This is a genomic window from Methylosinus sp. C49 (genome assembly GCF_009936375.1).
In the GTDB taxonomy this organism is placed as follows: domain Bacteria; phylum Pseudomonadota; class Alphaproteobacteria; order Rhizobiales; family Beijerinckiaceae; genus Methylosinus.
Genome location: NZ_AP022332.1, coordinates 1,534,496 through 1,555,378, shown reverse-complemented (window position 1 = coordinate 1,555,378; position 20,883 = coordinate 1,534,496). Strand labels below are relative to the sequence as shown.

The window sequence follows — 20,883 nt, the reverse complement described above, 5'->3', positions numbered from 1 at the left end:
GTTCTGAAATACGGAACTACTGAATGAATGTCAATCGTGCTAGCGTGGCGCATGAGGAAGCCCCACCATCCGCGTCTGGACGAGATCACTGTCGAAGGGATTCTCTACGCCCTGGCCGATCCAGCGCGCATGCAGATATTCACCCGGCTGGCGGCGTCGGAATGCGCGCAGAACTGCTCGCAATTCCTGAATGTTCTCGAGCAGGCGCCGCTCGCCAAATCGACGCTCTCGCAGCATTTCCGCATTTTGCGGGAGGCCGGGCTCATCCGCAGCGAGCGCCGCGGCGTGGAGCTCATCAATTCGACGCGCTGCGCAGAGCTGGCCGAGCGCTTCGGCCCCATGGTGCAGTCGATCATCTCCGCCTATGAGCGGCAGAAGATCGAGGCCGCGGCCGAATCGGCGCCCCGGACGGCGATTGACAAAGACGCCGCGCCCGTCTAGGGCTTTCCCGCTTCGTCGCGGCGGTTTCGCCGCGATTTTCTTTTTGCGTCGACGCTTCGGCGCGAGGAGCGGAGCAAAACCGGTCAACTGCCAAAAAGCCGGCCGGCGCATCGTCGCCAGAGCCGGGACGAACACAGGAAAAACAGATGTTCGCAGTCATCAAGACCGGCGGGAAGCAATATAGCGTCACCGCCGGAGACACGATAACCGTCATGGCCCTCGAGGGCGCGGCGGGCGACAAGATCACCTTCGACGAGGTGCTGTTCGTCGGCGCCGAGGGCTCCGCCAAGATCGGCGCGCCGCTGGTCGCGGGCGCGAGCGTCACCGGCGAGATCGCCGAGCAGGCCCGCAGCCCCAAGACGCTGGCCTTCAAGAAGCGCCGCCGCCAGAACTCCAAGCGCAAGCGCGGCCATCGTCAGGACCTGACGATCGTGCGCATCACCGGCATCGAAGCCGGCGCCTGAGAATTTGGCGTAACGCCGCTCGGCGGCGTATAGAAGAACCAAGCGCGCCGCGCGTCCGGCGCGCGCACCAATTCAGCGGCCGCCCGGCGCGGCCCCCCCGAGCGGCGGCCGCGCCGGCTCGGCGTGAAATTTTAAGGAGCGGGAACAATGGCTCACAAGAAAGCGGGCGGCTCGTCGCGCAACGGTCGCGACTCCGACGGTCGCCGTCTCGGCGTGAAGAAGTTCGGCGGCGAGGCCGTGATCAGCGGCAACATCATCGTTCGCCAGCGCGGCACGAAATGGCATCCCGGCCGCAATGTCGGCATCGGCAAGGATCACACGCTGTTCGCGCTCGTCGACGGCGTGGTCCTGTTCAAATCCAGCGGCGGCCGCGCTTCGGTATCGGTCGTCGAGCCGGCGGCCGCAGCCGCCGAATAGGCGGAGGATCTGCGAGGACCATCCGCCGGCGTTTCGATCCCCGGCGGGTTTGGTCCTCGAGAGCAGTCGCGATAAAGGCGACGCTCCAGGCGTAAAATCCGGAAAAAGGCCTCAAAGGGTCGATAGGGGAAGCGGAACGCCCGCTTCCCCTTCGTCTTTTTTCGGCCCTTTTTCGCACTCGGCCGCCATGGAGCCTCGGATGTTTCCGGAAATTGCCCGCGACGATATTTTCAGATTGGAGACCTCACGCCTGTGGCTGCGCTGGCCGCGCGCCGCCGATGAGGGCTCGATCTGCCGTCTGGCCGGCGATCCCGAGGTCGCCTTGAAGACGGCGCGCATTCCGCACCCATATGAGTCCTATCACGCGGAAAGCTTCATTCTCGCCGCGCGCGCGGAGAACGCCAGCGGCGCCGGCCTCACCCTCGCCTTGACGCAGAAGCGCCAGGCGGACGAGGCGATCGGCGTGATCGGCGTGCATGGGGCGAATGGGCGCGGGACGGGCATGATCGGCTTCTGGCTGGGACGGCCCTATTGGGGACGCGGTTTGATGAGCGAAGCGGCGGGCGCCTTCATCGATATGGTGTTCGGCATGACCGGGCTGGAGCGAATCGTCTCCAGCGCGCTGCCGAGCAACGCCGCCTCGCTGCGGGTGCATGAGAAGCTGGGCTTCACCCGTGCGGGACAGGGCAAGTTCCCGGCGCCGGCGCGCGGCGGCGAGGTCGATGTGGAGCTTTTCGACCTGCGCCGCGGCGCCATTCCGACGAGCTTCGGCGCCAAGCGCCCGAAGCTGCAAGCGACATGAGTTCGAAACAGCCATGAAATTCCTGGATCAGGCGAAAATCTACGTTCGCTCGGGCGATGGCGGAGCGGGCTGCGTCTCCTTCCGCCGCGAGAAATTCATCGAGTTCGGCGGGCCGGACGGCGGCGACGGCGGCCGCGGCGGCGATGTGGTGGCGATCTGCGTCGATGGGCTCAACACGCTCATCGACTATCGCTATCAGCAGCATTTCAAGGCCAAGACCGGCGTCCATGGCATGGGCAAGAACCGCCATGGCGCCAAGGGCGCCGACGCCGTGCTGAAAGTGCCGGCCGGCACGCAGATTCTCGAGGAGGACGGCGAAACGCTGATCGCCGATCTGACCGAGGTGGGTCAGACCGCCATCATCGCGCGCGGCGGCAATGGCGGCTTCGGCAATCTGCATTTCACCACCTCGACGAACAGAGCCCCGCGCCGCGCCAATCCCGGCCTGGAAGGGATAGAGCGCACGCTCATCCTGCGGCTGAAGCTGATCGCCGACGCCGGGCTGATCGGCCTGCCCAACGCCGGCAAATCGACCTTTCTGGCCACGGTCAGCGCCGCCAAGCCCAAGATCGCCGATTATCCCTTCACCACTTTGCATCCGGGCCTCGGCGTGGTGCGGGTGGACGATCGCGAATTCGTGCTCGCCGACATTCCCGGCCTCATAGAGGGCGCGCATGACGGCCATGGGCTCGGCGACCGCTTCCTCGGCCATGTGGAGCGCTGCCGCGCGCTGCTGCATCTCGTGGACGCCACCGGCGAGCATGCGGGCAAGGATTACAAGATCGTCCGCCGCGAGCTCGCGGCCTATGGCGCCGAGCTCGACGAGAAGCGGGAGATCGTCGCGCTGTCGAAAATCGACGCCGCCGATCCAGAACATTTGAAGAAGCAGAAAGAGCGGCTCAAACGCGCAATGGCCTCCGCCGGGCCTGCGGGGGCCGCCGAGCGCCCCACCCTGCTGCTGCTGTCCTCGGCGACCAGCGAAGGCGTTACGGCCGCGCTGCGCGCCCTGGCGGTCGCCAAGGAGACAGCGGCGCATGAGGAGGCGAAAGCCGCCGAGCCCGCGCCGGAATGGCGGCCCTGAAGGCGAAGAGCGCCGCTCGCGCCGCGAGGAGAAGGTCGACACAGAAAATGTGACGATTTTTCTTTTCAGCGCTGGACATGAGCGGCGTCATTGGGTATTTGCCACCTCGTTCCGCTCATTCAGCGCAAGCCGAAGCGACGGACGGGCGCATAGCTCAGTTGGTAGAGCAGCTGACTCTTAATCAGCGGGTCCAAGGTTCGAGCCCTTGTGCGCCCACCATTAAAATCAAAGCCGATATCGGCGTGGCGAGACTCGTAAGAGCGCGGTCTTCGCAACAACGGCGCGCAGCCGCCGCAGCGCGCTTCACCCTGACCAACCGCAGCAGAAGTCACGCGCGACAATCACAGGATTGCCGCGCTCTTGTCATTGTCCAGTCATGGCGCGGCGCTAGTTGAGACGCAGAGCAAACGACGGCTACACGCCGCCGCGGGCTCTAACGCCGGGCCGGAGGTACGTCCGGCGTTTTTCTTTTCTAGGACCCGTTACGGCTTGACCGCGGTCAGCAGCGTGTCCACGCCTTCGCGATATTCGACACGAACATCGGCGAAGCCTGCCGCCGTCATGCGCTCCAGCGCCGGCGTCAGATACATCACATGCTCGGGCGATTCGTCGCTGAAGAGATGCGCGACCCAATCCTCGAGCAGATCATAGCGGCCGAGCGTCCCGAGCTTCGCGAACCAGCTGCGCACCTCCGCCTGCGTCGCGGAGAGATGCGCGGCGCGGTCGTCCATCGCATAGCGGTCGCCATTGACGAAAATGCCGCCCGGCTTCAGCACGCGGAAAATCTCGGCGAGAAATTCCCGGCGATAATCGTCGAGGAAATTATGCACGGCGTAATTGGAGGAGACGACGTCGACGCTCCCCTCGGGCAGGCCGCGCAGATAGGCCAGCGCGTCGGCTTCCACGAATTGCACGCGGCCCGCGGCGACGAAATCCGCGAGATGCGAGCGCGCCTGATCCAGCATTTTGGCGGCGCTGTCGATCGCGGTGACATGGAGATCGTCGCGCCCTGCGAGGAGCGGCAGCGTGCTCACGCCCGTGCCGCAGCCGATCTCCAATACCTCTAGCGCGACGCCCTCGCGCCAATGCGCGACGCGCTCCGCCACGCGACGGGCGAGCAGCGCCGCATTGGGGCAGATGAGCTCGAGCATGCGATATTCGGCGCCGATCGGCCCGGTGAAGAGATTTTCATCGATGCGCTGTGACATGGGCGATCACCCGAAATTCGCGAGACCCGGAAAGGTCTGCAGCAGCCAGAAGGAGAAGCTCTGCATCCCGCCGGTGAGGAAGGCGAGTCCCGTCAGCACCAGCAGCGCGCCGACGACCTTCTCCACCTTGCCGAAATGCTTCTTGAACTTCTGCATGAACCCCATGAACGGCCCCATCGCCGCCGCGGCGGCGAGGAAGGGAAGGCCGAGGCCGGCGGAATAGACGCCGAGCAGAGCGGCGCCTTTGCCGACCGTCTCCTGCGAGCCGGCGACGGCGAGAATGGCGGCGAGGATCGGACCGATGCAGGGCGTCCAGCCGAAGGCGAAGGCGAGGCCCATGACATAGGCGCCGAGACGCCCGACCGGACGGCCGACCTCGAGGCGCTTCTCGCGATAGAGCAGGCCGATCTTGAAAACGCCGAGGAAGTGCAGGCCCATGAGGATGATGGCGACGCCGGCGGCGATCGACAAAATTTCCAGATTGGCGCGCAGCACTTTGCCGAAGACGCTCGCCGTCGCGCCCAGCGCGACGAAGACCGTCGAGAAGCCGGCGACGAACAGAAGCGAAGCGATGAGCACATCGCGCCGCGCGCGCGATTTGCCGGCGTGGGTCAGCTCCTCGAGGCTCGCGCCCGCGATGAAGGTGAGATAGGGCGGCACCAAGGGCAGCACGCAAGGGCTGAGGAAAGAGAGCACGCCCGCCGCCGCAGCGGCTGGATAAGTGACGTCGGCCGCCATGAGGTCTCCTCTTATCGCGCCGTGCTTTTGCCACAGCCGGCGAGGCTACGTAAAGCGGCGTTGGCGCCGCGCCCTATTTCGCATCTCGAAGGAGGCGGCATATGCGCACCATCATCGAGCCCTTCCGCATCAAGATGACAGAAGCTCTGCCGATCACAAGGCGGAACACGCGCGAGGAGCGGCTGAAGGCCGCGCATTACAATGTTTTCCTGCTCGATGCGGAAGACATCACCATCGATCTTCTGACCGACAGCGGCACGGGCGCCATGTCGGATCGGCAATGGGCCGCGCTCATGATGGGCGACGAAAGCTATGCGGGAAGCAGGTCCTGGCGACGCTTCGAGAAGACCATTCGCGACATCACGGGATTCGAGCATATTTTTCCGACGCATCAAGGCCGTGCGGCGGAGCGCATTCTCGCTGCGACGCGGCTGAAGCCCGGCGATATCGTCCCCAACAACAGCCATTTCGACACGACGCGCGCCAATATCGAATATGTCGGCGCGACGGCGCTCGATCTGCCCAGCGCAAAGGCCGCGGATATTCACGCGGAGACGCATTTCAAAGGCGACATAGATCTCGCGGCGCTGGAGCGAACGCTGGAGCGCGAGGGAAAGAAAATTCCCTTCTGCATGCTCACCGCGACAAACAACACCGGCGGCGGGCAGCCGATCTCTCTCGACAATATTCGCGCCGCCAAGGCTCTGCTGACGCGGCGCGGAATCCCGCTCGTGCTCGACGCCTGCCGCTTCGCCGAGAACGCCTATTTCATCAAACTCTGGGAGAAGGGCTATGCGGATCGCGCGCTCATCGACATCGCGCGGGAGATGTTTTCGCTCTGCGATGCCGCGACGATGAGCGCCAAGAAGGACGGGCTCGCCAACATCGGCGGATTCTTCGCCTGCAATGACGATCGCTGGGCGGAGGATTTTCGCAATCTGCTGATATTGACGGAAGGATTTCCCACTTACGGCGGACTCGCGGGCCGCGATCTCGAGGCGATCGCCGTCGGGCTCGAGGAGGCGCTGGAGGAGGAATACCAGCGCTACCGCCATGCGACGGTGGAATATCTCGCCTCCCGCCTCATCGCGCGCGGCGTGCCGATCGTGCGGCCGGCCGGCGGACATGCGGTGTTCATCGACGCCGCGGGCTTTTGCCCGCATCTTTCGGCGAAGGATTTTCCGGGCGTCGGCCTCACCGCCGCGCTCTATCTCGAGGGCGGCGTTCGCGGCGTCGAATTGGGCAGCGTGATGTTCGGCCGCCGCGCGGAAGACGGAACGGAGACGCCGGCGCCGCGCGAATTGGTGCGGCTCGCCTTTCCGCGCCGCGTCTACACGCAGAGCCATTTCGATTATGTGATCGAGGCGATCGAGAATGTGTTCCGCGAGCGCGCCGCCATACCGCCCTTCCGCATCGTGCGGCAGGCGCCCTTCCTGCGCCATTTCACCGCGCATTTCGCGCCCGGCTGAGCGGCTTTGCGGCAGGCCGGCGCGCGCCTATCTATTTCGAGAACCCGGCTTTCGCTGAAGGAGGGCCGCATGGAGAAGGGCAAGAACCGCTTCGTCGACGCGCCCCGCCGCGCCGATTGGACCATCGAGCAGAATTGGCCCTCCTATAGCGCGGCCGAGCATGACCGCTGGAGCCGGCTCTACGCCCGCCAGGCCGAGCTTCTGCCCCGCCGCGCCTGCGACGAATATCTCGCCGCCATGGACGCGCTCGCGCTGTCGCCCGTCGGCGTTCCCGATTTCGAGGCGCTGAGCGCGCGGCTCTCGGCGCTGACGGGCTGGCGCGTCGTTCCGGTCGCGGGCCTCGTGCCGGACGACGTCTTCTTCGAGCATCTCGCCAATCGCCGCTTTCCCGCCGGCGCCTTCATCCGCCCGGAGGAGGAGCTCGATTATCTCGAGGAGCCGGACGTCTTTCACGATGTCTTCGGCCATGTGCCGCTGCTGGCGAACCCCGTCTATGCGCGCTTTCTACAGGCCTATGGCGAGGGCGGACGGCGGGCGCTGGCGCGCGGCCAGCTCGCCAATCTGGCGCGGCTCTATTGGTATACCGTGGAGTTCGGGCTGCTGGCGACGCCTGCGGGGCTGCGCATCTTCGGCGCCGGCATTCTCTCCTCGCCGGCGGAGACGGTCTTCTCGCTCGAGGATAGCTCGCCCAATCGCATCGGCTTCGATCTCGAGCGGGTGATGCGCACCAATTACGTCATCGACGATTTTCAGCAATGCTATTTCGTCGTCGATGGATTCGAGCGCCTGCTCGAGGCCTGCTATCGCGATTTCGGCCCCATCTACGACCATTTGCGATCACAAAGCGATCTCGCGCCGCATGAGATCGCGCCCGGCGATGCGCTGATCTCGCGCGGCGACTTCCATTATTTCCGCGGCGAGGCGCACGCCGCCTGAAGATCAGGCGCTCCTCGCCTCCAGCAGCGCGGCGATGCGGATCGGCGCCGGCGGATGCGAGTAATAGAACAGCGCATAGAGCCGGTCCGGCGTCAGCGTCGCGAGATTGTCGCGCGAGAGCTTGGTGAGCGCGCTCACCATGGGCTCCTCGCCGTAAATGGATTTGGCGAAGCCATCGGCCTCGAACTCCGCCCGGCGCGACAGGAAATTGGTGAGCGGCGACAGAAGATGCAGAATAGGCGCGGCCGCCGTCAGCGCGATGACGAGAATGATTCCCGGATCATTCGGCAGGCCGAAGGCGCCGCCGAGCCCCCGCTCGAAGGCGAGGTGCAGAGCCGCGAAGCCGATGAAAAGAAAGCCCGCCGCCTGGAAAATCCGCTGCCGCACATGGCCGAATTTATAATGGCCGAGCTCATGGGCGAGAATGGCGAGTATCTCATCGGCGCTATGCTTGCGCAGCAGCGTGTCGAAAAAGACGATGCGCTTCGCCTTGCCGAAGCCGGAGAAATAGGCGTTGCCATGGGTGGAGCGCGTCGAGGCGTCCATCACAAAGAGCCCGCCCGACTGAAATCCGCAGCGCGCCAGCAGCTCCTCCATGCGCGCCTTCAGCGCCGCATCCTCGAGTGGCGTGAACTGGTTGAACATCGGCGCGATGACGGAAGGGTAGATCACCGTCATGGCCAGCAGCAGCGCCACCGCCGCGACGAAGCCCGCCAGCCACCAATAATCGGGCGAGAAGCGCGCCGCGAAGAACAGCCCGTAGAGCAGAGGAATGAAGAAGACGAGCCACAGCGCCGCGCCCTTCGCCTCATCGAGGAGGAACATGAAAGGCGTGGTGCGGTTGAAGCCGAAGCGCGCCTCGAGGCCGAAAGTCTCGACCAGCGACAGAGGCAGACGCAGCAGATGATCGACGATCGCCACCGCGACGACGACGGCGACGCTGAGCGTCAGGCCCGGAGCGATGAATTGCGCGAGCAGCGCATAGAGCGGGCCGAGCAGAAGGGCGAGCCAGGCGACGGAGATCGCCGCGTCCAGCAAAGTCTCGCCGACCGAGAGGCGCATGCGCGCGACCGTGTAATCGGCGGAGCGGCGATGCTCTTGCGGGGTGATCGTCTCCGCGAATTCGGGCGGAGGCGCGTCGCGATCGGCGCGCGCGGCGCGGCTCTGGCGAGCCTTCAGATAGACGCCCAGCGCCGCGGAGGCGAGAATGGCGAAATAGACGGCCGCAGCGATGAAGCTCATGCGAATCTCCGAAAGCGCCGGCCGAAGGACCCGCGCGCGGCCTCAATATAAGCGGCCGCGCGGCGGAAAGCGACGTCAGACGGCGGGCGGCTGCACGGCTCCGCTCACGGCGTTGCGCGCGACGAAAAGGCTCGCCGCGAGCAGCAGCGCCGCGACGAAATAGCCCGCCCCCGGAAAGTCGCCGGCGCCGATGGAGAGGGAGAGAATCTGCGTGAAGAACAACGGCCCGACCATACCGGAGACGCCGCGCAGGCTCGACAGCGCGCCTTGCAGCCGCCCCTGCTCCGAGGCCGAGGCGAAGCGCGTGGCCAGACCCTGAAAGGCCGGATTGGCCATGGCCCAGAGGGCGATGAGCGGCGGCGCCGCCATGAAGATCCCGCCCGTGGGCGCGAAGGCGTAGGCCGAAAAGCCGAGCGCCCCCGCCGCCAGAGCGACGACCAGCGTCGCGCGCTCGCCGAAGCGCTTGACCGCCGGCCGCACCAATCCGCCGGACACCACGGTCTGCGACACGCCTACGATGGCGAGCGCCCAGCCCGTCGTCTCCGCGTCCCAATGGTAGCGATATTCCGTGTAGAGCACGAAGATGCTCGGCAGCGATTCATGCGCCAGATAGGAAAGGAATATGGCGAGCGCCAGCAGCGCGAGCGAGCGGTCGCGGCGCAGGAAATCCAGCGAGCCGAGCACATTGGCGCTGCGCCAGAGGACCGAGCCGGTGCGCTTTTCCGGGGAGAGCGACTCCGGCAGGATGAAATAGCCATAGGCGGCGTTGAGGAGGCTCAGCGCCGCCGCCGCCCAGAACGGGTAGCGCAAGCCGTGATTGCCGAGCACGCCGCCGAGCGCCGGGCCGAGGATGAAGCCGACGCCGAAAGCCGCGCCGATCATGCCGAAACGGCCGGCGCGCTTCTCCGGCTCGGTGATGTCGGCGATATAGGCCGTCGCCGTCGAGACGCTGGCCGCCGTCACGCCCGATATCAGCCGGCCGATGAAGAGGAAGGACAGAGAGGGCGCCAGCGCCATGAACACATAGTCGAGCCCCATGCCGAGATTGGACAGCAGCACGACCGGCCGCCGGCCGAAACGATCGGACAGCGCGCCGAGCATGGGCTGAAACAAAAATTGCATGAAGGCCCAGGCGAAACCGAAGACGCCCGTCGCTATAGAAGCGCTTTTCAGATCGCCGCCCTCGAACTCCACGATGAGCTTGGGAAGCACCGGGATCATCACGCCGAGCGCCAGCATATCGAGCGCGACAGTTATGAGGATGAAGACGAAGGCCGCCTTGCCGGGACGCTGAAACATCGACTACTCTTCTGTACGGCCGGCGATCCGTCGCGGCCCGATCTATCGCGGGATAGCGCGAAACCGACACGCTGCGCAAGCAGTCTGGAACGAGTCCAAATTCTCCCGGTCCCCGCCCGCGGAGCCGAGAAACGCCGCATAAAAAACATAATTCGGCGCGCCGCGAGAGGTCAGAGTTGACAGCCGGCGCGACGGTCTTTCAATAGGCGCGGATTGGCGAGAGAAAATCTTGCGGCGTCGGCGGCGCGGCGAATCCTCAGGATCAGGAACAAGGTGCTTTTCGCGGATGCGTCTTCCCTCTCGCCTCCTCCAAGAGACAGCGGCGAACGCCGCCCGGATCGGGCGATAGATGCGCATTCTCGTCACCGGCGGCGCCGGCTTCATCGGCTCGGCGGTCGCGCGCCGAATCATCGATACGACGCCGCATGAGCTGCTCGTCTTCGACAAGCTCACCTATGCCGGCAATCTCGACTCGCTCGCGCCCATCGCCGGCGATCCGCGCTATTGCTTCCGCCGCGCCGACATATGCGACCGCGCCGCCGTCACTGCCGCCTTCGAGGAGTTTCGGCCCGACGTCGTGATGCATCTCGCCGCCGAGAGCCATGTCGATCGCTCCATCGACGGCCCCGCCGCCTTCATCGAGACCAATGTCGTCGGCACTTTCACCCTGCTCGCCGCTGCGCTCGATTATTGGCGCCGTCTCGATGTAGAGACCGCCGCCGGCTTTCGCTTTCTGCATATCTCGACCGACGAAGTGTTCGGCGCGCTCGGCGCGGAAGGGCTGTTTCGCGAGGACACGCCTTATGCGCCCAACTCGCCCTATTCTGCGTCCAAGGCGGGCTCGGATCATCTCGCGCGCGCCTGGCGCGAGACCTATGGCCTGCCGACCATCATCACCAATTGCTCCAATAATTACGGCCCCTATCATTTCCCGGAAAAGCTCATTCCGCTCACCATTCTCAACGCGCTCGAGGAGAAGCCGCTGCCCGTCTATGGACGCGGCGAGAATGTGCGCGATTGGCTCTTTGTCGAGGATCACGCCGAGGCGCTGCTCACCGTCGCGCGCGCCGGCGTCGTCGGACAATCCTACAATGTCGGCGGCCGCTCGGAGATGCGCAACATAGAAGTGGTGCAGGCGATCTGCGATTGTCTCGACGAGCTGAGGCCCCGCGCGCGCGGCTCTTATCGCGAGCTGATCACATTCGTGCAGGATCGGCCGGGCCATGATCTGCGCTATGCGATCGATTGCTCCAAGATCGAGCGCGAGCTCGGCTGGCGCGCCAAGGAGAGCTTCGCCAGCGGGCTCGCCAAGACGGTGCGCTGGTATCTCGAAAACGAAGAATGGTGGAAAGCCATACGCTCCGGCAATTATCGCGGCGAGCGGCTCGGCTGCGTCGCCTGACGCGCGCGTGAGGACAGCATGAAAGTCGAGGACACGGCGCTCGATGGCGTCAAGATCGTGACGCCCGATCGCTTCGGCGACGCGCGCGGCTTTTTCTCCGAGAGCTATAATGAAAGACGCTGGCAGGAGAGCGGCCTGCCGCCATTGCGCTTCGTGCAGGATAATCATTCTCTCTCGCGCGAGACGGGCGTCATTCGCGGGCTGCATTTTCAAACTGCGCCTTTCGCGCAGGACAAGCTGGTGCGCGTCACGCGCGGCCGCATATTGGATGTGGCTGTCGATATTCGCCGCTCGTCTGCGACCTTCGGACGCCATGTCGCGGTGGAGCTCTCCGCGGAGAATTGGCGGCAATTGCTCGTTCCCATCGGCTTCGCGCATGGCTTCTGCACGCTCGAGCCGGATACGGAAGTCATCTATAAGGTCACGAATTTCTATTCGGCGCCCAATGATCGCGGCCTCGCCTTCGACGATGGCGATCTCGACATCGCCTGGCCGATCGCGCCGGCGCGCGCCATTCTGTCGGAGAAGGATCGCCGCTGGCCGCGCCTGCGCGATCTCTCCGATACATTCGCGTGAGCGCGCGCATGCGCATCGCCGTCACTGGAACGCAGGGTCAGATCGTCACCGCTCTGCGTGAGCGCGGCTCCGAAGAAACGCAAATCCTCGCGCTCGGAAGGCCGCAGCTCGATTTGACGGATCGCGACAGCGTCCGCTCGGCGCTGACCGATGCGCGTTGCGATGCGATCATCAACGCCGCCGCCTATACGGCCGTCGACAAGGCGGAACAGGAAGAAGCGCTCGCCCTGCGCGTCAATGGCGAAGGCGCCGGCCATGTCGCCGAGGCGGCGACGGCGCTCGGCGTTCCGCTCATTCATTTTTCGACCGATTATGTGTTCGACGGCTCCGCCGCGCACGCCTATCGTGACGATGATCCGACGGCGCCGCTCGGCGCCTATGGCCGTTCCAAGCTCGAGGGCGAGAGGCGCGTCGCGGCGCTCTGTCCAAACTCGACGATCCTGCGCACGGCCTGGGTCTACAGCCCATTCGGCGCGAATTTCGTGCGCACAATGTTGCGGCTCGGAGACACGCGCGCGGAGGTCGGCGTGGTCGCCGATCAGCTTGGCAATCCGACGAGCGCGCTCGATATAGCCGAGGCGACATTGCGCATTGCGAAGCGCCTTTGCGAGGACGGCGCGCCGCAGCTGCGCGGCGTCTTTCACATGACCGGCGCGGGCGAAGCCTGCTGGGCCGATGTCGCCGAAGCGATCTTCGCGCGCGCGGAAGCGCATGGTCGCAGGCCAGTGCGCGTTCGCCGCATCACGACGGCGGATTATCCGACGCCGGCGCGGCGCCCGGCCAATTCGCGCCTCGACAATACGAAGCTTTCGCGAATCTACGGCGTCGCTCTGCCCGACTGGCGCCCATCGCTCGCGGCCTGCGTCGACAGGCTGCTCGCCGGCCCCACAGATGGAGGAGCATGAGATGCGTGGGATCATTCTCGCGGGCGGCAACGGCACCCGGCTTCATCCGGCGACGCTCGCCGTCTCCAAGCAATTGCTGCCGGTCTATGACAAGCCGATGATCTATTATCCGCTGAGCGCGCTGATGCTCGCCGGCGTGCGCGAGATACTCGTCATCACGACGCCCGATGACGAAGCGGCGTTCAAGCGCCTGCTCGGCTCCGGCGCGCAATGGGGCGTCTCCTTCGCCTATGCCACGCAGCCGCGCCCGGACGGTCTCGCGCAAGCCTATGTCATCGGCGCGAGCTTCGTCGAAGGGCAAAGCTCCGTGCTGGTGCTGGGCGACAATATTTTCTACGGCCACGGCCTTACGGAATCGCTGACCAAGGCGAAGCAATCGCGCCGCGGCGCCACTGTCTTCGCTTATCACGTCGCCGATCCAGAACGTTACGGCGTCGTCGATTTCGACGCGCAGGGCCGCGCATTGTCGCTCGAGGAAAAGCCGAAGGCGCCGAAATCCAATTGGGCGGTCACGGGCCTTTATTTCTACGACGAGCGCGCGCCGCAATATGCGGCGGAACTGAAGCCTTCGCCGCGCGGCGAATTGGAGATCACCGATCTCAACAATATCTATCTGCAGCGCGGCGAGCTGAATGTGGAGCGCCTTGGTCGCGGCTTCGCCTGGCTCGACACGGGCACGCCGGCCTCGCTGCTGGAGGCGGCGGAATATGTGCGCGCGATCGAGCTGCGGCAAGGACAGCGCATCGCCTGCCTCGAGGAGATCGCCTTCCGCCAAGGCTGGATCGACGCCGACGCGCTACGCGCCGCCGCGCAGAAATTCGCCAAGAGCCAGTATGGGGCCTATCTGACGCAAGTGGCGCGCGAGCGCTGAGGCGCGCTCAGGCCATATGGTTGCGCACAAAGGCGATGAGTCCGACGACTATGCCGTAAAGAGTGAGCGTGCCGGCGAGCAGCAGGCCCGTATAGAGCCAGCGCCGCGGATAGCGCGCGTCCTCCGGCAGAGCAGGCGCCTCGATCTGGTGGAGATAGAGCAGCTTGCGATCGGCGAACAGCCGCGCGCCATCGAGCGAGGCGGTCGCGATCTGATAGCTCGTCTCGGCGATCTTATGCTCGAGGTCGAGATTTGCGAAGGTCGTCATCTTGCCGGAGAGCGTTTTGCTCGCTAGCGCGTCGATCCCCTGCTGCTCGCGCGAGGTGATCTCTCTCTCCAGGCCGGCGATCTGCTTCTCGAGCGATTCGATGCGCCGCTTCATCACGCGCATCTGCGGCGCGCTCTCGTCGACGTAGCGCGACTGGGTGAGATATTCCTGCTGATATTTCAGCAGCTCGATCTGGACGGCGGAAAGCACCTCGCTCTGCGACTTGCTCGTCTGGCGGACGTCGATCAGCCCTTCCGTATTGCGCGCGCGCTCCAAATTCACGCGCGCGACCTTCAGCCGCTCGGCGGCGCGCTCGACATCCTGCTCGGAGGCCCGCACAGTGTCCTGCCGCATCCGCTCATTGAGATCATTGACCAGAGTCTCGCAGTCGGCGATCACTTTGTCGGCGATGGTCTTGGCGTCGGCCGGCGAGAAGGCGCGGACCGTCAGCGTGACGATTCCCGAGGGGAAGCTGATCGTCGCCGTGGCCATCTTCTTCCAGTAATCGGTGAACTTCTCGATCGGCTTCGACTTTTTGAAGCGCGCCCACCAATCGATGCGATCCGAGCCATAGAGCTCGCGCAGATTCACCTGGCGCTCGAGCTGCTCGACCAGCGTCCGGCTCTCGATATATTCGATGATGATCATCGAATCTTGAAAGATCATCATCTGCGGCAGGCCGGTCACGGAGCCGAGCCCGTCGAGCTTGGGAATGGCCGCGCTGCTCACGGTGAATTTCGCCTCGGCGACATATTGGTCCGAGGCCAGCAGCCCGTAATAGAGCCCGCCGACGACATTGGGAATCGCCACCATGACGATGGCGAGGACGAGAAAGGCGATGCGCATCGCCTTCGCGCCGCGACGCTCGGCGAAGCTGGATTTCTGATAGGCGCCGCGCGCACGCGCGGAAAAGCGCGCACGCCGCGCCGCTTCGGCCAGAAAGCGCTGAACGGCCTCGGCGCGCTCCAGCGCATTGACCGTGCGAAGATCGGGAGACTTCGGAGGTTCGTCCATCCTCGCCTCTATCGGTTCATTCGATTGTACATCTCGATCGCTTTGGCGACCGAGTCGAACATGAAGAGGCGGCCGTCGACGAGCACGCCGCCGCGGTCGCAATAATCGGCCACGGACTGCATCGAATGCGAGACGAAGATGACGCTCGAATTTTTGCGTCGCTGGTCGAACGCCTCCTGGCATCGCTTTTGGAATCGCATGTCGCCGACGCCGGTGATCTCGTCGATGAGATAGACGTCGAAGTCGATGGACATCGACATGCCGAACGCCAGACGCGCGCCCATGCCGGACGAATAGGTCTTTACCGGCGCGTCGAAATAATCGCCGAGTTCGGAGAACTCCTCGACGAACATCGCCGCCTTGCGCGGATCGGCGCCGTAGATTCGCGCCACGAAATGCACATTCTCGCGGCCGGTCATCGCCGGATGAAATCCGCCGCCGAAGCCGAGCGGCCAGGACACGCGCACAGTGCGCCGCACCTTGCCGGAATTCGGCAGCTCCGTGCCAGCGATGACCTTGAGCGTCGTCGTCTTGCCGGCGCCGTTGACGCCGAGCAGACCATAGGAATAGCTCGTGTCGAAAACCATCGACACATGATCCAATATGACCTTCGAGTGTCGCTCGGTCTTATAGAATTTGAAGACGTCTAAGAGTTGGATCATCTTCTCTTCGAGCAGGTTTCGCCAGGGAACCGCCAATGACACGAACCGCGGCCCTTATAGCCCAGCGAGAGCGCCGCGTCCACGCGGGCGCAAAGGCCTAATTTCGCCACTTTTCCGCCATGTCCCCACCATGCGCGAGAGGCGCCGAGCTATGGCCAAGGCGCCGCGGCTCGACTATATCACACGAGCGCGGAGCCTCAGGTCCGCGACTCATATTCGGGAAAGCTGACGTCTTGTTGCTGAGAATTCCTTCTGTGCGTCGATCCGGCCTGCGCCGGCTCGGCTGGGAGAGCTGGCAGGCCACGGATGCGGACCCGCTCTTCGTCTTCGTCACGGGCTTTTTGCGCGCCGCCTATATCATTCTCGAGGTCGCCGACGCCGATCAGACGCTCGACCCGCGCATCTATATCGATTTCGGCAAGGGCTTCGAGCCGGATGAGGAGATCGAGCTCAAGCACACGCGCGACGGCCTCTATGTGATCGCGCTGCGCAGCTTCGGCCGCGTGCATCATGTCCGTTTCGATCCCTCCTCCTACCCTTCGCGGTTTCGTTTTCGCGCCTTCATCGCCTATGACGAGAAATCCGTGCGCGCCTTCGTCGGCGGCAGGCTGCGCGAGGCCGCGCGCGGCGAGCGCGCGGCGCCGCTCTGCGAGACCATAGCGCGGCCCGGGGCGCCGGAGCTTTCCGGCGTCGGCGCGCGCGTCGCCAAGGTGCGCGGCGCCACTCCGCATTTCGAGCAGGTGATCGCCATGGCCAACGCCCGCTACGCCGGCGCGCCGGCCTGGGCGGGCGAGCGGCCGGCCTTCTCCTTTGTAACGCCGGTCTATGACGCGCCCGCGCTCTATCTCGATCAGCTGCTCGACTCCTTTCGGATTCAAAGGGCCGGCGCCTATGAGCTGATCCTCTCCGACGACGGCTCGACGTCGCGCGAGACGATCGACTGGCTCGAGCGTCATCGCGACACGCCGCATGTGACGGTTCTGCGCGCGGCGCAGAATGGCGGGATCGCCGTCGCCACCAATAGCGGCCTCGCCGCGGCGCGCGGCGATTGGGTCGGCTTCATCGATCACGACGACGCGCTCGCGCCTTTCGCCGTCGATGCGCTGCTGGAGACGATCGAGCGCACGCCCGGCGCGCAATTCGTCTTCACCGACGAAATCGTCGCCGATGCGAAGCTGCAGCCCAAGCACTACTCGCTGAAGCCCGCCTTCGATCCGGCCCTGCTCTCCGGCGTCAATTACGTCAATCACCTCTCGCTCTATCGTCGCGAGCGGCTGCAGGCGCTGGGCGGGCTGCGCCGCGGCTACGAAGGCTCGCAGGATTATGATCTGCTGCTGCGCTACACGCGCGGCCTCGCGACGGAGGAGATCGTCCATCTCCCCTATCCCGCCTATCTCTGGCGCCGCGACGGGAAGAGCTATTCGGTGAGCTTTCTCGATCGCGCCACGACGAGCGCGCGCCGCTCGCTGGCGGAGAGCTACGCCGTCGACGGCGTCCCGGCGCTGGTGGAGCCGGCGCGCAACGCCGATCTGCATCGCGTGCGCTTTTCGCCGAAGGACGACGCCTGGCCGCTCGTCTCGATCATCGTGCCGAGCCGCGATTCCTTCGCGCTCGTCTCGCGCCTCTTCGACGATCTCACCTTGCGGACCGACTATCCGCGCATGGAGATACGCGTCGTCGACAATGGCACGAAGGACGAGCGCGTTCTCGATCTCTACGAGCGGACGAAAGCGGCGCATTCTTTCTTCTCTGTCGACATCGTCGAGGAGAAATTCAATTTCGCGCGGCAGATCAATCGCGGCCTACGGGCGGCGCGCGGCGATTGCGTGCTGCTGCTCAACAATGACATAGAGGTCATAGACGCCGGCTGGCTGAAGGAGATGGTCTCCTGCCTCGCCTATCCGTCCACCGGAATCGTCGGCGCGCGGCTGCTCTATCCCAACGGAACATTGCAACATGCGGGCGTCATCATGGGCCTCGGCTCGGTGGCGGGACATTGGTTCTGCGGAATGCCCGGCGATTATCCCGGTCCCATGGGCCGGCTCGACGTTCGCCAATCCATGGCGGCGGTGACGGGCGCCTGCATGCTGATCACGCGCGCCTGTCTCGAGTCCGTCGGCGGTCTGGACGAAGAGAATTTCGCCATCGCCTATAATGACACGGATTATTGCATGCGCGCCGGCCGCGCCGGATTTCGCGTTATATGGACGCCTTTCGCAACGCTCTATCATCATGAGTCGGCGAGCCGCGGCAGTGACGAGACCGACGCCAATATCGCGCGCTTTCGCCGCGAGCAGGATGCGCTGCGCAAGAAATATGATCTCGTCGGTTACATCGATCCCGCATTCAACCCCTGGTACAGTCGCGACAATGCGGCGCCGCGGCTGCAGCTGCTGAGCAGCCTGCCGCCGGGCCGTCATTTCCGCGTGTAGGCCGCCTAAGATTGCCAAAAGCGTCGCGACAGCGTAATCCGTCGCGCCGCGTCGCGAGCGCCTACCGGCGCGCTCGAAGCCGCCCATTGAAAAATCAGTCGTGTTTTCGATGCGCTTCGAAAGCATTTCTGCTCATCGCCGAGGGATGATCGTATCGATGCTGAGGAAGCTGCGAGACATGCTGCCGAAAAGAGGAACGTCGCGTCCTCCGGCGGAGGTTTTCGACTCCTATGTGTCGAGCGTTCCGCGCCTGCAGAACGCCATCGATCTGGTCGGCGGATGGAGCTGCGCTTTTCCGCCCGCATGCGGCGTCTCCGCCGGTCGGATCGAAGCCTTCGACGATGCGCGCATTCGGTGGGCGATCGATTGCTTCGGCTCGCTCGAGGGCCGCAATGTGCTGGAGCTTTCGCCCGGCGAGGCGGGCCACAGCTTCCTTCTCGAATCCGCCGGCGCGCGCGTCGAGGCGATAGAGCCGAGCCGCGCCGCATTCATCCGCTGCCTCGTCGCCAAAGAGGTGATGCGCCTCTCGCGAACGCGCTTCTGGCTCGGCGATATGGAAGCGTTTCTGCGCGATACGGACAAGCGCTATGATCTCGTCGTCGCCTGCGACGCGCTGCGCCGTTTCGCCGATCCGCTCGCGGCCATTGCGCTTCTCGCGCGCCACGCCGACGCGCTGTACATTCACACGCAAGTCGCGCAGCGCGGAGAGGCGTCCTCGCTCCGCCGCGACGATGTGATCGCCGAATTGCATGAAGCCGGTTTTACGAACATGCGAGAGGCGGAGAGCGGCCACTCCTCCGCGCTTTCGATTTTTGCGCGCAAGTGACACGCAGCGCTCGCGCGCGCCATAGGAGCACGGCCGATGTTCTTCACGCGCAAGCGCTTGCGGGAATTCTCGGGCTATGTCGATCTCGCGAGCGGCGGCCGCGTGTCCGGCTGGGTCTATGACCGCCTGCGGCCGCGCGAGCGATTCGATGTCGAGATCTGCTCCGCCGGCGCCGTGATCGGCGTCGCGCGGGCCGATCGGCCGCGCGAGGATTTGGCGCGCGCCGGCTTCGGCGACGGACGCTATGGCTTCGATTTCGATCTGCCGAACGGCGATTATCCCGAGGAGACTCTGGCCGCCCGCGTGCGCGGCGAGGAGTTCTGGCTGCTGGAGAATGCGGACCGGCGCAGCCTTTCGGCCGAGCTGCTCAATTCCACGCGGCGCGGCCTGCCGCGGCTGGAGCCGACGCTGTCGCTGCGGCCGGTCGACGAGCGCGACATAGAGATCGCCGCCGAGCTGCAGAGCGCCTGGGCGCGTCATGGCCGCGGCGCGCGGCGCATGGGCGGCGGCGGCGCCATGTGGACCGATATCGTCTCGAGCCGCCATCAGCCGCTGCTCTCGCTTCTCGACGGCGACGATCCGCGCGCTCTGGCGCAATGTCTCGTCGATGTGCAGAAATCCTCCGCCGCCACCGGGCTCGAGCAGGGCGAGCAAGCCTATCGGGACTTTCTCGCCGCCTCGCCGGAGGGCCGCCGGGCGGCGGTCGCGCCCTTCCACGACATGCTGGCCTCGCTCGCGCAATATATCGGCGTCGCGCGGGTGGAATGCGGGGAGCAGGATTATGTGGGCGAGACGCTGGTCGCCTCCTCGCGCGCGCTGGTCGCCGAGATCGAGACGGCGGTCGGCTTCACAATCGCGCCGCCCCCTGTCTTCGACGGGCTCTATGGCCTCGCCATGGATGGCAATGTGCTGCATGGGCGCGATATTCAGGCGCTCTATCTCGCTCTGCGCGCGATAGAGGCCAGCGGCCTCGCGCATCCGCGCATTTGCGAGATCGGCGGCGGCTTCGGCAAGGCGGCGCGCTATGCGCTGCTGGCCGGCGCGCGCCATTACACCATCGTCGATCTGCCGACTGTCGCCGCCATGCAATTTTTCGCGCTGCGTCGCGGCCTGCCGGAGGCGAGCGTGCAATTCCGCCATCCGTGCGAGCCCTCCCTCGGCGAGGGCGTCGATCTCGTCCTCGCGCCGGAGATCGACGACGAAGCGCTCATCGAGAGCGACATCGTCGTCAATTGCGATTCTTTTCCCGAGATGGGCGACGCCGTCTGCCGCGGCTATTTCGCCCGCATCGGCCGCTGGGCGCCGCTGCTGCTGAGCGTCAACCAGGAGGCCAATCGCGTGGTCGGCTCCTCCGGCCGGCAATCGGTCGTGGGCGCGCTGCTGCCCGAATACGGCTTTGCCCGCCGCTATCGCTTCCGCAGCTGGATCCGGCGCGGCTATGCGGAGGAGCTGTGGGCCGCGCCAGAGCGCCGCGCCGAGGGATGACGCGACGCCGCAGGAGACGCCCCATCTCGTCGCTAAAATACAACAAATATCAGTATTATCAGTTACATATATATTTCTGACACTTTTGCGGATCAAGGCTGCGAGTGGTCTCTGCCGGCTGCGCTGTCCGCAATCCGCAAGCCCGTTCCAGCGCAGGAGGATTGGACGGAGTTCTGATCGAACGCTCGCTCTTTTCGACGATCCGTGAGGCGGCGAGGCTGCTGCGCGCCGGCCGCGTCGGCGCAAGCGAAAGTGGAAAACATAGATTTTTCAGAAACCTTTTGCTGCTTAGGCTTCACCGTATTCCCGCGAGCGCCACTCCCGCGACAACTGCGCCGGCTCGCC

At 65.1% G+C, this 20,883-nt stretch carries 20 protein-coding genes and 1 tRNA gene; 15 read left to right on the top strand and 6 right to left on the bottom strand.

Features of this window, described 5'->3' with window-relative positions:
- The first annotated feature begins 51 nt into the window (after positions 1–51).
- The 6 genes from GYH34_RS07385 (at position 52) to GYH34_RS07360 (ending at position 3,424) form a co-directional block, all read left to right on the top strand.
- The gene (locus tag GYH34_RS07385) at positions 52–441 is read left to right on the top strand and encodes a helix-turn-helix domain-containing protein (RefSeq protein ID WP_161913007.1); all 390 of its coding nucleotides are present in this window, start codon (positions 52–54) and stop codon (positions 439–441) included.
- A 146-nt stretch (positions 442–587) separates the two neighbouring features.
- Positions 588–905, top strand: a complete 318-nt coding sequence (rplU, locus tag GYH34_RS07380) for a 50S ribosomal protein L21 (RefSeq protein ID WP_024878998.1) — start codon at positions 588–590, stop codon at positions 903–905.
- A 147-nt stretch (positions 906–1,052) separates the two neighbouring features.
- A complete protein-coding gene (gene rpmA / locus GYH34_RS07375; protein WP_018264460.1) occupies positions 1,053–1,322 on the top strand; it encodes a 50S ribosomal protein L27 in 270 nt (89 codons plus the stop codon).
- A gap of 199 nt (positions 1,323–1,521) precedes the next feature.
- On the top strand, positions 1,522–2,124 hold the full coding sequence (locus tag GYH34_RS07370; protein WP_161913006.1) for a GNAT family N-acetyltransferase: 603 nt from the start codon (positions 1,522–1,524) through the stop codon (positions 2,122–2,124).
- A gap of 13 nt (positions 2,125–2,137) precedes the next feature.
- Positions 2,138–3,205 carry a GTPase ObgE gene (obgE, locus tag GYH34_RS07365; RefSeq protein ID WP_161913005.1) on the top strand — a complete coding sequence of 356 codons (1,068 nt, stop codon included), beginning with the start codon at positions 2,138–2,140 and terminating at the stop codon, positions 3,203–3,205.
- Positions 3,206–3,348: 143 nt separating this feature from the next.
- A tRNA-Lys gene (locus tag GYH34_RS07360) sits at positions 3,349–3,424 on the top strand.
- Between the two features lie 263 nt (positions 3,425–3,687).
- Here GYH34_RS07360 and GYH34_RS07355 read toward each other — a convergent pair.
- Positions 3,688–4,413, bottom strand: a complete 726-nt coding sequence (locus GYH34_RS07355) for a class I SAM-dependent methyltransferase (RefSeq protein WP_161913004.1) — start codon at positions 4,411–4,413, stop codon at positions 3,688–3,690.
- Positions 4,414–4,419: 6 nt separating this feature from the next.
- A complete protein-coding gene (locus GYH34_RS07350) occupies positions 4,420–5,151 on the bottom strand; it encodes a cytochrome c biogenesis CcdA family protein (protein WP_108916632.1) in 732 nt (243 codons plus the stop codon).
- 101 nt (positions 5,152–5,252) lie between these two features.
- Here GYH34_RS07350 and GYH34_RS07345 point away from each other — a divergent pair, with 101 nt between their 5' ends.
- Together GYH34_RS07345 and phhA are read left to right on the top strand one after the other, a co-directional pair.
- Positions 5,253–6,620, top strand: a complete 1,368-nt coding sequence (locus GYH34_RS07345) for a tryptophanase (RefSeq protein WP_161913003.1) — start codon at positions 5,253–5,255, stop codon at positions 6,618–6,620.
- A 69-nt stretch (positions 6,621–6,689) separates the two neighbouring features.
- Complete coding sequence (gene phhA / locus GYH34_RS07340) at positions 6,690–7,556, top strand: phenylalanine 4-monooxygenase (protein ID WP_161913002.1); 867 nt, start codon at positions 6,690–6,692, stop codon at positions 7,554–7,556.
- 3 nt (positions 7,557–7,559) lie between these two features.
- On the opposite strand, the gene GYH34_RS07335 is transcribed toward phhA, so the two are convergent.
- Complete coding sequence (locus tag GYH34_RS07335; RefSeq protein WP_161913001.1) at positions 7,560–8,798, bottom strand: M48 family metallopeptidase; 1,239 nt, start codon at positions 8,796–8,798, stop codon at positions 7,560–7,562.
- A 75-nt stretch (positions 8,799–8,873) separates the two neighbouring features.
- A complete protein-coding gene (locus GYH34_RS07330) occupies positions 8,874–10,097 on the bottom strand; it encodes a TCR/Tet family MFS transporter (RefSeq protein WP_161913000.1) in 1,224 nt (407 codons plus the stop codon).
- Positions 10,098–10,446: 349 nt separating this feature from the next.
- Between GYH34_RS07330 and rfbB the strand changes: the two genes are divergently transcribed.
- The 4 genes from rfbB to rfbA are packed head-to-tail and all read left to right on the top strand — an operon-like array spanning position 10,447 to position 13,851.
- On the top strand, positions 10,447–11,499 hold the full coding sequence (rfbB, locus tag GYH34_RS07325; protein ID WP_161912999.1) for a dTDP-glucose 4,6-dehydratase: 1,053 nt from the start codon (positions 10,447–10,449) through the stop codon (positions 11,497–11,499).
- A gap of 18 nt (positions 11,500–11,517) precedes the next feature.
- On the top strand, positions 11,518–12,075 hold the full coding sequence (rfbC, locus tag GYH34_RS07320; RefSeq protein WP_161912998.1) for a dTDP-4-dehydrorhamnose 3,5-epimerase: 558 nt from the start codon (positions 11,518–11,520) through the stop codon (positions 12,073–12,075).
- Between the two features lie 8 nt (positions 12,076–12,083).
- Positions 12,084–12,980, top strand: coding sequence for a dTDP-4-dehydrorhamnose reductase (gene rfbD / locus GYH34_RS07315; protein WP_161914929.1), 897 nt, complete (start codon positions 12,084–12,086; stop codon positions 12,978–12,980).
- 1 nt (position 12,981) lies between these two features.
- Positions 12,982–13,851 carry a glucose-1-phosphate thymidylyltransferase RfbA gene (gene rfbA, locus GYH34_RS07310; RefSeq protein ID WP_161912997.1) on the top strand — a complete coding sequence of 290 codons (870 nt, stop codon included), beginning with the start codon at positions 12,982–12,984 and terminating at the stop codon, positions 13,849–13,851.
- Between the two features lie 7 nt (positions 13,852–13,858).
- Here the strand turns inward: rfbA and GYH34_RS07305 are convergent, their stop codons facing one another.
- Together GYH34_RS07305 and GYH34_RS07300 are read right to left on the bottom strand one after the other, a co-directional pair.
- Entirely contained in the window at positions 13,859–15,133 is a 1,275-nt protein-coding gene (locus GYH34_RS07305) for a lipopolysaccharide biosynthesis protein (RefSeq protein WP_161912996.1), read from the bottom strand.
- Positions 15,134–15,141: 8 nt separating this feature from the next.
- Positions 15,142–15,795, bottom strand: coding sequence for an ABC transporter ATP-binding protein (locus tag GYH34_RS07300; RefSeq protein ID WP_161912995.1), 654 nt, complete (start codon positions 15,793–15,795; stop codon positions 15,142–15,144).
- A gap of 254 nt (positions 15,796–16,049) precedes the next feature.
- On the opposite strand from GYH34_RS07300, the gene GYH34_RS07295 reads away from it, so the two are divergent.
- From GYH34_RS07295 to GYH34_RS07285, 3 genes are all read left to right on the top strand, one after another.
- The gene (locus GYH34_RS07295) at positions 16,050–18,227 is read left to right on the top strand and encodes a glycosyltransferase family 2 protein (RefSeq protein WP_244635305.1); all 2,178 of its coding nucleotides are present in this window, start codon (positions 16,050–16,052) and stop codon (positions 18,225–18,227) included.
- A 178-nt stretch (positions 18,228–18,405) separates the two neighbouring features.
- The gene (locus GYH34_RS07290; protein WP_161912993.1) at positions 18,406–19,053 is read left to right on the top strand and encodes a class I SAM-dependent methyltransferase; all 648 of its coding nucleotides are present in this window, start codon (positions 18,406–18,408) and stop codon (positions 19,051–19,053) included.
- Positions 19,054–19,089: 36 nt separating this feature from the next.
- A complete protein-coding gene (locus tag GYH34_RS07285; RefSeq protein WP_161912992.1) occupies positions 19,090–20,538 on the top strand; it encodes a hypothetical protein in 1,449 nt (482 codons plus the stop codon).
- Positions 20,539–20,883: the final 345 nt, after the last annotated feature.

Coding starts and splice junctions, on each gene's coding strand:
- rfbC (WP_161912998.1), top strand. CDS start 11,518: ATGAAAGTCGAGGACACGGCGCTCGATGGCGTCAAGATCGTGACGCCC.
- GYH34_RS07305 (WP_161912996.1), bottom strand. CDS start 15,133: ATGGACGAACCTCCGAAGTCTCCCGATCTTCGCACGGTCAATGCGCTG.
- GYH34_RS07370 (WP_161913006.1), top strand. CDS start 1,522: ATGTTTCCGGAAATTGCCCGCGACGATATTTTCAGATTGGAGACCTCA.
- GYH34_RS07355 (WP_161913004.1), bottom strand. CDS start 4,413: ATGTCACAGCGCATCGATGAAAATCTCTTCACCGGGCCGATCGGCGCC.
- GYH34_RS07300 (WP_161912995.1), bottom strand. CDS start 15,795: ATGATCCAACTCTTAGACGTCTTCAAATTCTATAAGACCGAGCGACAC.
- GYH34_RS07350 (WP_108916632.1), bottom strand. CDS start 5,151: ATGGCGGCCGACGTCACTTATCCAGCCGCTGCGGCGGCGGGCGTGCTC.
- GYH34_RS07290 (WP_161912993.1), top strand. CDS start 18,406: ATGCTGCCGAAAAGAGGAACGTCGCGTCCTCCGGCGGAGGTTTTCGAC.
- rplU (WP_024878998.1), top strand. CDS start 588: ATGTTCGCAGTCATCAAGACCGGCGGGAAGCAATATAGCGTCACCGCC.
- GYH34_RS07345 (WP_161913003.1), top strand. CDS start 5,253: ATGCGCACCATCATCGAGCCCTTCCGCATCAAGATGACAGAAGCTCTG.
- GYH34_RS07285 (WP_161912992.1), top strand. CDS start 19,090: ATGTTCTTCACGCGCAAGCGCTTGCGGGAATTCTCGGGCTATGTCGAT.
- GYH34_RS07385 (WP_161913007.1), top strand. CDS start 52: ATGAGGAAGCCCCACCATCCGCGTCTGGACGAGATCACTGTCGAAGGG.
- rfbA (WP_161912997.1), top strand. CDS start 12,982: ATGCGTGGGATCATTCTCGCGGGCGGCAACGGCACCCGGCTTCATCCG.
- phhA (WP_161913002.1), top strand. CDS start 6,690: ATGGAGAAGGGCAAGAACCGCTTCGTCGACGCGCCCCGCCGCGCCGAT.
- rfbD (WP_161914929.1), top strand. CDS start 12,084: ATGCGCATCGCCGTCACTGGAACGCAGGGTCAGATCGTCACCGCTCTG.
- obgE (WP_161913005.1), top strand. CDS start 2,138: ATGAAATTCCTGGATCAGGCGAAAATCTACGTTCGCTCGGGCGATGGC.
- GYH34_RS07330 (WP_161913000.1), bottom strand. CDS start 10,097: ATGTTTCAGCGTCCCGGCAAGGCGGCCTTCGTCTTCATCCTCATAACT.
- rpmA (WP_018264460.1), top strand. CDS start 1,053: ATGGCTCACAAGAAAGCGGGCGGCTCGTCGCGCAACGGTCGCGACTCC.
- rfbB (WP_161912999.1), top strand. CDS start 10,447: ATGCGCATTCTCGTCACCGGCGGCGCCGGCTTCATCGGCTCGGCGGTC.
- GYH34_RS07335 (WP_161913001.1), bottom strand. CDS start 8,798: ATGAGCTTCATCGCTGCGGCCGTCTATTTCGCCATTCTCGCCTCCGCG.